Consider the following 13,942-nt stretch of genomic DNA (forward strand, 5'->3'; position numbering starts at 1 on the left):
CTTCAACGATATCCTTCCCATCCGCTGGAGAGCCTCATGAAGTTTCCTGCCCGTCTTTTCCTGTGTGCCAGCGCACTGGGAACGCTCGCCGCCTGCGCCACGCCGCAGCCCGCACCGAAACAGCAGATCGCAGTAGTCGAGCCGGACCGCCCGCATGGCGATGGTGGCGTCAGCGCCTTCTATCAGCCGCCGGCACAGCTTCCGTCCGGGCCGGGCAACATGATCCGCACCGAGGAAATTCAGGGCAAGCACCTGCCGGACAATGCCGGTCTGGCTGTCCGCACGCTTTACACATCCGTCAGCGGTGTCGGCGAGCCCGCGCCTGTAGCCGTCTCCGGGCAGATCATCTTCCCGAAGGGCACACCGCCGAAGGGTGGCTGGCCGATCGTGGCCTGGGAACATGGCACGACCGGGATTGCCGATATCTGCGCCCCCTCATGGCGCGGCTATTTCTCGCGGGACCGGGCCTATCTGGACCGCTGGCTGGCTGCGGGCTTTGCCGTGGTTGCCAGTGATTATCAGGGGCTGGGAACGCCGGGACCGCACCCGTATCTGATGTATCGTCCCGAAGGCTACAGTGTCCTGAACGGGCTGCGGGCCTCGCTTCAGCAGTACAAGGGCACGCTGCGCAACCAGATCGTCCTTGTGGGGCAGTCGCAGGGTGGCGGAGCAGCTCTCGGAACGGGCTGGCTCGCTCCGCAATATGCGCCGGACCTGCATGTTCTGGGCACGGTGGCGACGGGCGTCGTGATCGCGTTCCATGTTCCGACCAACACGACCCACCCGCAGATCACGCGTGACAATCCGGAATCCCCGCATATGTCGGCGTCTTATGGCATCCTGACGGTTGAAGGCTCCATGACCAGCCTGCATCCGGAAGCGGATGTGCGGCAGTTCATGACGGAGAAGGGAAAAGAGCTCTCCCATCAGGCGCGTCAGTCCTGCCTGGGCGATCTATTCAAATACACCAACGCCCATGACATGACGGAAGAGAACGTCTTCACCGGCGACCGCTCGCCGCTGGAACAGGGTTTCGATACGGCTTTCACCATCCCGGACGCGCATCTGAAGATGCCGGTCTTCGTGGGGACGGGGCTTGCGGATGACGAGGCCGGCGTGTCCCAGCAGTATGATGCGGTCGCCGCGATGTGCGACGCCGGAACGCCCGTGACCTGGAAGCAGTATCCGGGCCTGACCCATAACGGCGCGGTCAATGTCTCGGCCGATGATTCCGTACCCTTCGCGCTCAGCCTGCTCAAAGGCGTCAAGCCGCGCGGGAACTGCCGGACCATCAAGCCGATCTCCAGGCTGGAGAAGCCGCTCGCCGGTGTCCGCTGGAACAACTGATCGGGCGCTACTTCGTCAGGCATGAAAAAACCCGGGAAAGGCGAGGCCTCTCCCGGGTTTTTCTGTCCCGCGGCATCCCGTGAAGGAACGCCGCGGAGCCTGAAGGATCAGGCGAACTGGGCAGCAGTCTCGACGGTGCTGTCTGCAAGATACGGGCCGGCGGCACGGATCTCGATGGAGAGCAGGGCCAGGCTGTCCTGATCACGCTCACCGAGCATCAGCAGGCCATTGCCAGCCGTCCAGCGGCAGGTGGCGTCGTCGGCAACCTGCCAGCCATCCAAATCGGCCTGCGTCAGATGCGACGTGATGGAGCGCGTGGCGCGGGAGTCGTACAGGACGACATCGCCGACCAGAACGCCCAGTTCACGACGGTCATCAACGAACGGTCCAACCGTCTCGGACGGACGGGCCGTGCGGGAGACGATGCGGACTGCCGTCACGTCGGCAGGGATCATGAAGATCGCCCGGCCAGCGGCCTCACGGCTCTGACGGATGACCGTACCGTTATCGGCCACGAGATGCAGATCCGCATCCTGGGTCAGTTCGGCAGCAGCCTCATGGTTTTCCAGACCGGCAGCGATGGCGCGGTCCGCGATCTGGCGGAACATCGGCTCCACCGTTGCGCGGTCCACGGTCAGGGCTGCGGCAGCGTCCTGTTCCCAGCTCTTCTGACGGCCACCGAGGCTTGCGACTTCACCGTGCTGGGTGAAGGTGCGACGGTTGCCGGTGTCGAGATAGCTCTCGGTCAGCATGCCATCCGCCATGATGACGGAGTGATTTTCCGTCTCGATGTGGAAGTAGTCATAGACGCTGATGGAGCGGTCGTAGAACACCGAGCGGCCGTTGACGAGCATACGGGTCGGGACGAAACGGCCATCGATGAAGAGGCAGTGTTCCGGCGTAACCAGCAGGTCCTTGTTCGGCACGTTCGCAGCAATCGCATCCTTGAGGATACGAACCGGATGACCGGAGAGGTCAGCCGAGGCGCCACCCTGTGCACGGACGCGCTTGCTGCCGACCCAGGTGATCTTGCGGCTGACGGGGCTGCCATCGACCCAGGCCGTAACCGTGTCGCCGATGCGCAGGGCTTCGACAGCCGTGGTGCCGGAAGGCGTCGTGATCATCGTGCCCGGCAGGAAGCAGATCTCGCTGCCCTTGGCGAGCGTGACAACCGTGCTGCCATCGCGGTCTTCGGTCAGATCGGCATGGTAGCCGGAATAGTCGCCTTCGAGGTCGATCGTGTAGCTCGTGTCGCCTTCGGTAACGACAAGCGTGTCACCGTTGATGGCGGCCTTGGCCACGCCGGCATACTGCAGGCTGTCGATGTCGATATGGCCACCGACTGCAAGAATTGTCTCGTCGATCTCGCCACCGGCATCGACCGTCAGCCAGGCACCGGAAGCAACGCTGGTTTCGTCAGCAACGCCGCCGGAGAGGACCGTCTCGAACGCATTCTTCTGCAGGACGGTGTGATCGGTGCGACCGCCGTCATACTGGATGGAACCGCTGCCAACCGTCGTCTCGCTGGCCGTGCCTCCTGCGCTGATGAACTGCTGGCTGCCGCCTTCGACGGTGGCACTGATGGAAGCGCCATACACATAGTCCATGCCCTGCTGGTCGAGGACGGTGCCGACGGCCGTGCCGCCTGCGCTGATCGTCTCGTGAGCGTGGCGCGTGATGGTGCTGCCGCTGGTGTAGCCGCCGGAGAGGACGTCGATCTTGCCGAGCGTCGTGGCACTGTCACCGAAGGCCGATCCTGCAACCCATTCATGGCCGCGGATGACCGTTGCGCCGTTCTCGACGCCACCGGCCTGGACCGTCTCGAAAGCCTGGCCGCCGCTGAGGAGCGTGCCAACCGTCGAACCACCGGACTGAACGGTGATGTTGCCCGTGGTTTCAGTCGTGGCGTTGGCAAAGCCACCGCTTGCGACGGTCATGGAGCCGCCAGTGATGACGGTGCCGTCTGCGAGGCCGGAGTCCACAAGGGTGCCGCCGCTGACGTTGGTCTGGATGGCCTGGCCGCTGGAGCTGACAACTTCGCTACCGCTCTTCAGGTTGGTGCTGACGCTGCGTCCGCCGGCCTCGACCTTTTCCACACCACCGGTCACGTTGGTGTTGTAGGTGCGACCATCGGACAGGACGTCTGCAACGCCGCCCTTGTTGACGGTTTCGCTGACGCCCGTGCCGCCGGCATTCACCGTCTCGGTGCCACCGTTATTGATGGTGGTGTCGAAGGAGAGACCATACTGGCCGACAACTTCAGCGCCGCCCGAGTTCAGAACCGTGTTCTGGGAAATGCCGTTGTCGTACTGGACTGCACCCGTCGACAGCGTGGCATTGTTGGCCAGGCCATCAGCGTAAACGATCTGGAGGCCGTTGGTGGACAGCGTGGCGTTCTGCGATATGCCGTCCACGAATTCCATGCCCTGATAGGACACGGTCGAGCCCGAAGCGACAGCGCCTGCGCTGACATATTCATGTCCGTGCGTGCTGACAGCCGTGTTGGATGCGACGGCACCGGATGCGATATGCAGTTCGCCAACGCCGGAGACCACGTCATTGACGGCCGTTCCGGCCAGCCATTCCTTGGCACCGTTGATGATGGAGGAGGCGGAGTCCACGGCGCCCGAAGCAACGCTCTGGAAAGCTGCACGGCCGTTGATGACAGCGCCGCTCGTGACGCCACCGGTTTCGACGACGGACCAGCCGCTGGTGTTCTGGGTGCCGGTTGCGCTGCCGCCGGCTTCAACCGTCAGGGTGCCGCCGTTGATCGTGGTGTCGAGAGCCGAACCCGCATCATAGAGCTTGCCGCCGGACAGGGTCGTGCTGCTGGCTACGCCATTGGCATAAAGCTGCTCGTAAGCGCCCGAGTTGACGGTCTCGTTGACGGACTTGCCGCTCAGCACGACGTCGAAGCCGCCACTGTTGACGACCGTGTTGTAGGACGAGCCGCCCTTGCCGGTGTGGTCACCGGAATCGCTGTATTCGACCATGCCACCGCCATTGTTGATGATGGTGTTGGTCATCGTGCCGCCATCGACATAGACCGCGTAGTTGCCCTGCGAATTGACGGTAACGTCTGTTGCGGAGCCATCGCCCTGCACGGTCATGCCGCCGTCATTCAGGACCACGCCCGAAGCCGTTGCGCCGTTGAGGACGATGAACTGGTCATGGAACACGGTCGTGTCCACGGCGGATCCGCCACTGCGGACGATCACGGACTGCTTCTGGTCTTCGGTGTCCGCTGCACCGGAGATTGCGGTACCGGAAATGACGCCGCCGCCGAGGACGTCAAGATTGCCCCCATCGGGAACGGTCGTGTCCACCGCAGTGCCACCAGAAGCGATGATCAGGGTATCGCCGCTGGAAATTGTGGTTCCGCTGACCGTCTGGCCAGATGTCACTGTCTGTTCGCTCATGGTATGCCCGCTCCACGACAGGTGGTTAATAGTTTGTTAACTATGCACTTCAGAAAAAAATTAACAACGTGTTTTTTGGATTTTCCAACAAAATGTGACTGACCGGAGAGGGGCTTCATCAGTTTGTGAGGCAGGCAGTGGTATGTCTTTAAAGGAAGGACCGGCGGTTCATCCGTCGGAAACACCTCTTGCAGACCGGGAACAGACCGTATGACCGCGACTCTTACAATCTATGGAATCGCCAGCTGCGACACGATGCGCAAAGCCCGGGCATGGCTGGCGGATCATGCGATTTCCGTGACTTTTCATGACTATCGCAAGGATGGACTGGAGCGGTCGCGGCTCGAAGACTGGGTCGGACGTCTGGGCTGGGAAAAGCTCCTGAACCGTTCAGGAACAACATTTCGCAGACTGGCGCCGGAGGTTCGGGACAATATTGATGAAGAGCGGGCGGTGGCGCTCATGCTGGAACATCCGGCGATGATCCGGCGGCCTGTTCTCGAAGGTCCGGATGTCCTGCTGGTCGGATTCCGTCCGGACGATTATGCCGCGACTCTGGCTGGATTCAGTGATCCAGAGCGAGCACCCTGATTTTGCGGTGAAGCGTGGAGCGGCTCACCCCCAGCAGGCGTGCGGCCGCACTGACATTTCCATGTACCGTCACCAGGGCAGAGCGGATAACCTGTGCTTCCGCCTTGCGGAAGCTGGGCTCTTCCTGCGTCTCGAGCAGGGGCAACAGTGCCGGAAGATCGGATAGTTCGCCTTCCGGCCAGTTCATGTGCTGGCGGCTGGCATGGGTTGCCCCCCGGATATGACCGTCCCGGTCCAGGGCGACGAGCATTGCTGACGAGGATGCTGAAGGTCCAAGTGTGACGATCATGTCCTGCCGAAAGCGGTCATGGAACAGCTTCTCCTTCACGCGCCGGGCTGTTGTCAGCAGGGCGTCCATCAGAAGGGGCGCGACCGGCAGGACGGTCTCGGCCGTGAATGAACTGATGTCGATCGCGCCTGCCAGTTCTCCAATGGAATTATAGACCGGCACCGCCATGCCCGTCAGTTTGCGGAAACACAGGCGCCAGTGCTGGTCGTGCATGACCATGACCGGGCGTTCTTCCCGCAGGCAGGTGCCGATGGCGTTCGTGCCGGCATTCTGTTCGTTCCAGACTGCGCCCGCCTGAAAGCGCCAGCGCCGGCAGCCGCTGAGCTTGCTGCGCTGGGTGTGGCGGGAGAGGACGATGCCTGTGGGGTCAGCCAGCAGGACCGTGAAGTCCAGTGGATCAACCAGCGTGTGCAGGCGCTGCATTTCCGGCACGGCGCTCTGGATCAGGCGCTGCGTGCGACCACTGACAAAACGCAGTTCGGGCTGGCTGAGAACATGGGTCTCCCAGCGTTCGGACGGGTCGAGATTGTAGTTCGTGGAGCACCGGGCCCATGAATCCGAAAGGCAGGTGCGGGTAGTGGCGGTGCTCATGAGGCCCCGCATCCGGCATAATTTGGCACCAGGTGCCAGAAAACTGTCGCAGAATTGCGACAGGTGCGACGCAGACGGTCACAATCGGGTGAGCGTTCAACGATGCGGGATAGCCCGTGCCGGACACATTCGGGAATGACGATTTCTGGAAAAGGCGAAGCGTTGCGTGCCGGGTATGTGTTCTTGCAGGCCATCGGTAACGCAACACTCCTCTCTTTTTCGGTTCAGTGCTGTGGATCGGACCGGAAACAGGCATGAAAGCCGCCGCTTTTGCAAGCGCTGCCTAGTGCTACTCCTGACGTACGAACAGGACTGTCCCGTCCGCCACAGCCATGACGGAGCGCAAACGGTATCGCGTTCCGCCGATGATCAGGAAAGACAAATCATTTCAGATAGAATGGTTTTCGTTTTTCGCAAGAACGAGGTGTCATGTCTGCTTCACTCCAGAGGGTAATGTCTCCATTAACCTCTATCCTGCTCGCGCTTGTCGGGCTTTTCCTGCTGGGAGGGGGAGGATATCTCCTCATTCTCGGCGGTTCGTGGTTCTATGCCCTTGCGGGCCTCGTGATGCTCGCGGCTGCTGGTATCAGCTTCCGTAACCCGCTGCTGGGCGCGCGTCTGTATGCAGCACTTCTGCTGGTGGCGACCATCTGGTCCGTTCTTGAGGTCGGCTTCGACATCTGGGGCCTGGAAGTCCGTCTGTTCACGCTTGTCGGCATCGCAGCCTGGATGCTGCTGCCATGGGTGTGGCGCACCGGTCATAACTGGGTGTCGGACAAGCGCGAACTGCTCGGCTCTGCCGCCATCGCAATGGTTGCGATCATCGCGAGCTGCTTCACGTCCTACTCCATCAACGGCACGCTTCCCGCAGACCGTATGGCGGCGACAGGTCAGTCCGACCTGACGGCCAAGGACACCCCGGAAGCTGACTGGCCAGCCTATGGCCGCACGGTGGGCGGTGACCGCTACAGCCCGCTGGCACAGATCACGCCGGCGAATGTCAGCAGCCTCAAGCGCGCCTGGGTGACCCGCACGGGTGACGTCCAGAAGGCCGACGAAGGTGTGGTTGCCGGACCGGATCAGGGCCACGAGTTCAATCTTGAGGTCACCCCGATCAAGATCGATGACACGCTCTATCTGTGCACGCCGCATAACTGGGTCATGGCGCTCGATGCCAAGACCGGCAAGGTGAAGTGGAAGTTCGATCCCAAGCCGGCTGCCGCCGATCTGGCCGCGAACGTCTATCTGGCCTGCCGTGGCGTCTCCTACTATAAGGCTGCTGACGACTATCAGGCTCCGGACGGGTCCAAGGCCTGCCAGAAGCGCATCTTCTCCCCGGTCGGCGACGTGCGCCTGCTGGCTGTCGATGCCGAAACCGGCAAGCCCTGTGAAGACTTCGGCGAGCACGGCTTCATCTCCCTGCGCCAGTATCTCGGTCATGTTCCGCACGGCTTCCACTTCGTGACGTCGCCGCCGCTGGTGGTGAAGGATCGTGTGGTTCTGGGCGGCTGGATCTTCGATAACCAGGCGAATTTCGAACCCTCCGGTGCAATCCGTGCGTTCAACCCGATCACGGGCGAAATCGAATGGGCCTGGGATGCCGGTCACAACCCGGAAAACTGGAAGCCCGGCCCGAACGACGAGCTGACGCGTGACACGCCGAATGCCTGGGGCGTCTACACGGCCGATCCGGATCTGGGTCTGCTCTATCTGCCGATGGGTAACTCCCCGCCGGACAACTGGGGTGGCTCGCGCCGTCCGTTCGACGATGCAACCTCCAGTGCCACGATTGCTCTCGACATCGAGACGGGTGAGCGCCGCTGGACCTTCCAGACCGTGCATCACGATCTGTGGGACATGGATCTGGCCATTGGCCCGTCCATGGTTGATCTGCCGGGTCCGAATGGCGAGAACATTCCTGCTCTGATCCAGACCACCAAGCGCGGTGAGTTCTTTGTTCTGGACCGTCGTACCGGCAAGCCGGTTCCGGGTTACCCGGTTGAGGAACGTCCGGTTCCGACCGCGGGCGTTGCAGCGGATGACCATGTCTCCCCGACGCAGCCTTTCGCTGTCGGTCTGCCGTCCCTGACGCCGCCGGACCTCAAGGAAAGCGACATGTGGGGCGCGACGCTGCTGGATCAGATGATCTGCCGCATCCAGTTCCGCCAGTCCGCTTACGAAGGTCAGTTCACGCCGCCGCATGTTGGCAAGACGACGATCGTCTATCCGGCATTCTATGGTGTGGTTGACTGGCAGGGCGCTTCCATCGATCCGCAGCGCAAACTGCTGATCGCCAATGCGAGCTACCTGCCGTTCCGGATCCGTCTGGAGCATCGTCAGAAGGCTGAAAACGCCGGCATCCTGCCGAAGTGGAACGGCCAGGGCGACAAGCCGGAAGCCAAGGGCGATGCGCTGAGCGTGTCTCCGGATTACGGCACGCCGTACATCGCCTATACCAGCCCGTGGCTGAATCCGCTCGAGATCCCCTGTAAAGGACCGGTCTGGGGCACGATCACGGCCATCGATCTGGTGACGAAGAAGATCGTCTGGCAGCACCCCGTCGGCACCACGCGCGACACGGGTCCTTTCCGGACGCATAACAACCTTCCGCTTCCGACCGGCATGTACAACATCGGCGGCAGTGTCGTGACCAAGGGCGGCGTCTCCTTCATGGGGGCCACGGCCGACGATTATCTGCGCGGTTTTGACATGTCGAACGGCAAGGTCATCTGGCAGGACCGTCTGCCCGCAGGCGGACAGGCGACCCCGATGTCCTATCAAATTGACGGGAAGCAGTATGTTGTGATCGCCGCAGGCGGTCATGGGGGCCTTGGCACCCGCAGCGGTGATTATATCATCGCCTATTCCCTGGACGGGGATCAGGGCGCACAGGCGCACTGATCGTCCGATCCCGGATGGAGCGTGTCCCCTGCGGGCACGCTCCACTCTCTTATTAATGTCTATGGAAATTCACGTCATGCATCGCAAATTCACGCTCGGAGTGCGCTTTGGTGCCCTGACTGTCTGGCTCCCTGCCGCCGCTCTCGTTCCTGGCTTTGCCGCTCATGCCGCGGATATTCCACTGGCCATCATCGGGCCGCATGAATACGACCTTCCGGTGGACTTCAAGCCGTTCAACGTGATCGTGCAGTACGGTGACGGAAACGCGGCCGATTCGGTCTATGACAGTGGCGGCCAGCGCCGGGCGCGGGGTGGCAGTCATACCTGGAGCGGCATGACGAAATACGTGCATTTCCGCAGTTTCGACGCGATCCCGCATGTCAGCTTCGCCTTCGAGCTGATCCAGTCCGAGGCCTATACACTTGCCAACGGGCAGAACTGGGGCGGCCTGGGTACGACGATCGTCGGACCGGCCGGATGGTTCAAGCCCAACAAGCACAGTACGCTCGGCATTCAGACCTTCATGGAAACCCCGTCAGGAACGCGGGATTCCATGGCGATGCATTACTGGGCCAACCTGTCGAGCATCATCTTTGACTACGAATGGAAGCATTTCAGCTTCGACGGCGATCTGGGCAGCGTCGTGAGTTCGACCAAACACCGCAACGGCGATCACAGCTATTCAGCCGGAAACGTATTCTACACCAACCTGCGTTTCAGCTGGAAAGCCTCGTCCCGCTTTGAGCCGTTCTTCTCACTCGACTGGCAGAACAGCGGCGGCATGCATGACAACACGTCCAACCTCTGGGTCGCCAATTCCAGCAGCCGCGAGACGGCACTGGGTGTCGGTGCGATGATCTACGTCACCAAGCGCCTGTCGATCACGCCGCGCTATTCCCATTCCGTCGAAGGGCGCAACGTGGCGGAAACGAACGCCTATTACATGAAGATCGCCTATCTGTTCTGAGACCGTGTTCGCGGCCTGTTTCAGGCAGCGGCTTTCGGACGAAAACGCGCCGTGGTGATGTCGCAGTCATACTGCGCCGCCGTCTCGCAGGGATTGCTGGCGAGTTCATTGACGGCGTTCAGGATGCGCTCGACCTTGCCATCATCCATCAGCACGCTGAAATTCAGGCGCGTCCAGCCGGGCTTCTCGATTTCCTGACCCGAGAGAATGGCGCTGCGGATCAGGCCGGATTCATCCTCGTCAATTCCCAGCAGACGATGCGCATACGGCCCCGCGCAGGCACAGCCACCGCGGACCTGAATGCCGTAACGATCCGACAGCATGCGTGTGAAAAGCTGCTGGTGAATGAAGCCACTATTCTTCACATCGCGGATGCGAAACGAGAAAATCGGAAGGGCATCGGCGGTCGGATGGCCAAGGATCTCGATCGCCGGGTTGGTGCCCCAGGCCTTCACGGCCCGCGCGCGGAGTTCGGCATTGCGCTGCGCCATGTACGCCTCACCGATGACGTCCTTGACGATGAACGCCAGCGCCGCGCGGATATCCCCGATCACGTTCGGCGTCCCGCTTTCTTCGCGTGCGGCGAGGTTTGCGGTGTAATCGTGGTTCCAAGGCGAGACGAAACGTACTGTGCCGCCGCCCGGAAGGACAGGCGTCGTGCGGGGCATGGCGGCATTGCGCACGATCAGCACGCCGGACGCTGCCGGGCCACCGATGAACTTGTGGCAGGACACAACGACCGCATCTTTTTCAAACGGTGTGCCGGGCTGCATGTCGATCGGACAGTACGGCCCGGCCCCGGCATAATCCCAGATGGACAGCGCTCCGTAACGCTTGAGCAGGGCCGTGACGGCATTCACATCCGTCAAAATACCCGTCACGTTGGATGCAGCCGAGAAGGAACCGATCTTCAGCCGATCCGCCGGGCAGGCCTTTAGCGTCTGTTCCAGAACACCCAGATCCGGTCCACCTTCGGCGGCTTCGGGGATTTCGACAATCTCCGCACCGCTCTCACGCCAGGGCAGGATGTTGGAGTGATGCTCGTAAGGGCCGATGAAAACAGTCGGGCGCTTTCCCGCTTCGCACAGGGCCGGAATTTCCAGCAGATGGACAAGGCGGTTCAGCCCGGCCGTGGCGCCATTGCCCATGAAGATGGTCGTGAAATCGGGGGAGGGGGCATGGCAGAACTGGGCGATCATGGCGCGGGCGCTGTTGCGCAGGCGCGTCATGTAGGCGCCGCAGAAAGACGCTTCGGTATGGCTGTTGGCGTAGAATGGCAGGATCTCGTCCATGATGAACGTCTCGATCTGCTTCAGTGCGCGGCCCGAGGCAACATAATCGGCATAGAGCAGGGACTGCGTGCCGAACGGCGTCGAGAACTTCGCGCCATCCCCGATCACGCCCTTGGCGAGTGCGGCCAGCCCGTTATTGCGCAGCGTCTGCTCGAACTGTTCGAGAATGGCGGTGCTGTTGTCGAGATTGCCGATCGTTTCCATGGCGCGATGTTCCCCCCGTCCGTGATGGCCCTGCGTAATGGAAGGACGATAGACCGACGGAAAGAGTGAAAACCGCTGCTTTTTTGAGGATGAAAAATCCTTTTTGTGGTCATATGATGCGATATGGCCAGAAAACTCGATCAGACGGACAGGGCGATCCTGAGAATCCTGCAAAAGCAGGGCACCCCCTCCCAGCGTGAACTCGCCGAGAAGGTCGGCCTGTCGCAGAATGCCTGCTGGCGGCGGCTGAACGCCCTGCGCGAGGACGGCGTGATCGCCCATGATACGGTGCGGCTCAACGCCTCCGCGCTGGGCCTGACCCTGACGGTCTTTGTGCTGATGCGCACACGTCATCATTCGCGCGAATGGTTCGAGACATTCCGCAAGGTGGTCGGTTCGATACCGAACATAGTTGATTTTTATCGGATCGCGGGTGAATACGATTATCTTCTGAAGGTGGTGGCCTGCGACATGAACGATTTCGATCGTGTCTATCAGCAGATCATCAGCAAGGTGGAGCTTGATGCCATCACCTCGTACATGACTATGGAAACCCTGGCGGACAACAGGGACCTTCCGGTCTGAAGCGTCCTTCTTTTAAAACGCCTCTCCCGTCCACAGCAGGAAACCCCTTGTCCATGAGCCAGCCCGACCAGCTTGCCCACAGTCTGCGTACGCGCCATGTCGTCATGATCGCCCTGGGAGGGGTGATCGGGGCGGGATATTTCATCGGGGCGTCCGCGGCACTCTCGCTGGGTGGCCCTGCGGTGCTGCTGTCCTATGCGCTTGCCGGAACGCTGGTGTTCCTGGTCAATCTGATGATGCGCGATCTGGCACTGAAGGTGCCGGGCCGCGCGTCGTTCCTGCGGCAGATCCAGTATGCGCTCGGCAACCGCGCGGCCTTCGTCGCCGGCTGGGCGTATTGGCTGACCTGGATCATCGCGATCGCCGTGGAAGTCATTGCGGTAGCGACGATGCTCGCGCCCTATATTCCGCTGCCCTATGCCGTGCTGGAAATCCTCATCATGACGCTGATGACGGGCGTGAACCTCATGTCCGTCAAGGGCTATGGCGAGTTCGAATACTGGTTCTCCGCCATCAAGGTTCTGGCAATCGTCTGCTTCATCGGCATCGGCATCTGGGCGCTGCTGAGCCGTCCCATTCCCGTGCATGACAACCTGTTTGCGCATGGGGGGCTGCTGCCGCATGGCTGGCTGGCGCTTCTGGCCGTGATCCCGACCATCCTGTTCTCGATGGGCGGCAGCGAAATCTCCACCGTTGCGGCCGTTGAATCCGACAATACCGAGCAGAACATCGTCCGCGCCACGCGCTCCATCGCGCTGCGGATCGGCGGGTTCTATCTCGTCTCCATTGCGCTCGTGCTGTGTCTGGTGCCCTGGAGCGATGTGGTGTCGGGCTATTCCCCGTTCCTGCTGGTGCTGCACCGGCTGCATGTCCCGTTCGCGGATGTGGCGCTGGCGGTCGTGGTGATGACCGCAGCCCTCTCCAGCCTCAATTCCGGGATCTATGTGACGTCCCGCATCCTGTACGAACTGGCGGAGTCCGGCTCTGCGCCGGGTTCGTTCCTGACGGTGGATGCGTTCACGAAACTTCCCCGCCGCGCCATTCTGGTCAGTGCGATGGCGTCCATTCTGGTGGCCGCCGTGGCCGTGCTCTCGCCGACGCTGATCTTCGGCCTGCTAGTCAGTCTTACGGGCGGGTTCATGGTGTTCAACAACACCATGATCGTGGCGGGACGCCTGAAAATTGTGCCGGAATCGCCCTGGAAGGCCTATGCGGCTCTGGTGCTGATTGGGTGCACGCTGATCGCCATGCTGATCCAGCCCGAAACGCGTTCGCAGATCGTGCTGGGTGCGGCGGCACTCCTGCTGATCTTCCTGGCGGAGCGGTTTGTGCCGCGCCGTCAGCCGGACTGAGCCTTTAGAAGAGCGCCCCCTGAGCCGGGGTGCTGGGCACGGTCCGTCCAAAGTCCCGCTCGATCCAGCTTCGCAGCACAAGCAGGATCTGCGCCTGCTGCTCCGCCGTCAGCGCCTTTCCCGGCGCCATGCCATGCCATTTGGACAGGCAACTCCGGCAGCACGCACCGGTGGCATGCTGCGCGATAAAGACCGGATGACCGCGCATGGGCGTCTGCTTGCCATCGCGGGGCGGATGGGCCGGAGCCAGACGTTCGGCAATAAAGGCCGCTCCATGCTCCATGACGGCATCAAGGCCCCGGCTTTCGAGATAGAGTCGGGCCTGATCGTCCAGATGAAAGCGGGTGCGGAACCGGGACCGGGCAAGACGTTCGAACAGCTCTTCGGGATCAAATCGGCTCACC

10 protein-coding genes are annotated in these 13,942 nt (G+C 61.8%); 6 read left to right on the forward strand and 4 right to left on the reverse strand.

Annotated elements, in window-relative coordinates:
- Positions 1-36 precede the first annotated feature (36 nt).
- Positions 37-1,347: a lipase family protein gene (locus tag ACJ2A4_RS11070; RefSeq protein WP_408872850.1), complete on the forward strand. Its 1,311-nt coding sequence runs from the start codon at positions 37-39 to the stop codon at positions 1,345-1,347.
- A 107-nt stretch (positions 1,348-1,454) separates the two neighbouring features.
- Here ACJ2A4_RS11070 and ACJ2A4_RS11075 read toward each other — a convergent pair whose 3' ends face one another.
- Complete coding sequence (locus tag ACJ2A4_RS11075; protein ID WP_408872851.1) at positions 1,455-4,766, reverse strand: Hint domain-containing protein; 3,312 nt, start codon at positions 4,764-4,766, stop codon at positions 1,455-1,457.
- 210 nt (positions 4,767-4,976) lie between these two features.
- Between ACJ2A4_RS11075 and ACJ2A4_RS11080 the strand changes: the two genes are divergently transcribed.
- Entirely contained in the window at positions 4,977-5,357 is a 381-nt protein-coding gene (locus tag ACJ2A4_RS11080) for an ArsC family reductase (RefSeq protein ID WP_408872852.1), read from the forward strand.
- Here the strand turns inward: ACJ2A4_RS11080 and ACJ2A4_RS11085 are convergent.
- Positions 5,332-6,237, reverse strand: a complete 906-nt coding sequence (locus ACJ2A4_RS11085; RefSeq protein ID WP_408872853.1) for a helix-turn-helix domain-containing protein — start codon at positions 6,235-6,237, stop codon at positions 5,332-5,334. The two genes, ACJ2A4_RS11080 and ACJ2A4_RS11085, sit on opposite strands and share 26 nt — an antisense overlap.
- A 429-nt stretch (positions 6,238-6,666) precedes the next feature.
- On the opposite strand from ACJ2A4_RS11085, the gene ACJ2A4_RS11090 reads away from it, so the two are divergent.
- Both ACJ2A4_RS11090 and ACJ2A4_RS11095 read left to right on the forward strand, forming a co-directional pair.
- A complete protein-coding gene (locus ACJ2A4_RS11090; RefSeq protein WP_408872854.1) occupies positions 6,667-9,138 on the forward strand; it encodes a membrane-bound PQQ-dependent dehydrogenase, glucose/quinate/shikimate family in 2,472 nt (823 codons plus the stop codon).
- A 76-nt stretch (positions 9,139-9,214) separates the two neighbouring features.
- Positions 9,215-10,105, forward strand: a complete 891-nt coding sequence (locus ACJ2A4_RS11095) for a transporter (RefSeq protein WP_408872855.1) — start codon at positions 9,215-9,217, stop codon at positions 10,103-10,105.
- A gap of 20 nt (positions 10,106-10,125) precedes the next feature.
- On the opposite strand, the gene ACJ2A4_RS11100 is transcribed toward ACJ2A4_RS11095, so the two are convergent.
- Complete coding sequence (locus ACJ2A4_RS11100) at positions 10,126-11,601, reverse strand: aminotransferase class V-fold PLP-dependent enzyme (protein WP_408872856.1); 1,476 nt, start codon at positions 11,599-11,601, stop codon at positions 10,126-10,128.
- Positions 11,602-11,724: 123 nt separating this feature from the next.
- Between ACJ2A4_RS11100 and ACJ2A4_RS11105 the strand changes: the two genes are divergently transcribed.
- Together ACJ2A4_RS11105 and ACJ2A4_RS11110 are read left to right on the forward strand one after the other, a co-directional pair.
- Positions 11,725-12,186 carry an Lrp/AsnC family transcriptional regulator gene (locus tag ACJ2A4_RS11105; RefSeq protein ID WP_011252091.1) on the forward strand — a complete coding sequence of 154 codons (462 nt, stop codon included), beginning with the start codon at positions 11,725-11,727 and terminating at the stop codon, positions 12,184-12,186.
- A 53-nt stretch (positions 12,187-12,239) separates the two neighbouring features.
- A complete protein-coding gene (locus ACJ2A4_RS11110) occupies positions 12,240-13,538 on the forward strand; it encodes an amino acid permease (protein ID WP_408872857.1) in 1,299 nt (432 codons plus the stop codon).
- A gap of 4 nt (positions 13,539-13,542) precedes the next feature.
- Here the strand turns inward: ACJ2A4_RS11110 and ACJ2A4_RS11115 are convergent, their stop codons facing one another.
- Complete coding sequence (locus ACJ2A4_RS11115) at positions 13,543-13,941, reverse strand: DUF4186 domain-containing protein (protein WP_408872858.1); 399 nt, start codon at positions 13,939-13,941, stop codon at positions 13,543-13,545.
- Between the last annotated feature and the right edge of the window lies 1 nt (position 13,942).

It is taken from the genome of Gluconobacter roseus (assembly GCF_046058915.1).
GTDB lineage: Bacteria > Pseudomonadota > Alphaproteobacteria > Acetobacterales > Acetobacteraceae > Gluconobacter > Gluconobacter roseus_A.

Bases quoted from the DNA above. Each gene is read 5' to 3' on its own strand.
- ACJ2A4_RS11070 (WP_408872850.1), top strand. From the start codon at position 37: ATGAAGTTTCCTGCCCGTCTTTTCCTGTGTGCCAGCGCACTGGGAACG.
- ACJ2A4_RS11075 (WP_408872851.1), bottom strand. From the start codon at position 4,766: ATGAGCGAACAGACAGTGACATCTGGCCAGACGGTCAGCGGAACCACA.
- ACJ2A4_RS11080 (WP_408872852.1), top strand. From the start codon at position 4,977: ATGACCGCGACTCTTACAATCTATGGAATCGCCAGCTGCGACACGATG.
- ACJ2A4_RS11085 (WP_408872853.1), bottom strand. From the start codon at position 6,237: ATGAGCACCGCCACTACCCGCACCTGCCTTTCGGATTCATGGGCCCGG.
- ACJ2A4_RS11090 (WP_408872854.1), top strand. From the start codon at position 6,667: ATGTCTGCTTCACTCCAGAGGGTAATGTCTCCATTAACCTCTATCCTG.
- ACJ2A4_RS11095 (WP_408872855.1), top strand. From the start codon at position 9,215: ATGCATCGCAAATTCACGCTCGGAGTGCGCTTTGGTGCCCTGACTGTC.
- ACJ2A4_RS11100 (WP_408872856.1), bottom strand. From the start codon at position 11,601: ATGGAAACGATCGGCAATCTCGACAACAGCACCGCCATTCTCGAACAG.
- ACJ2A4_RS11105 (WP_011252091.1), top strand. From the start codon at position 11,725: ATGGCCAGAAAACTCGATCAGACGGACAGGGCGATCCTGAGAATCCTG.
- ACJ2A4_RS11110 (WP_408872857.1), top strand. From the start codon at position 12,240: ATGAGCCAGCCCGACCAGCTTGCCCACAGTCTGCGTACGCGCCATGTC.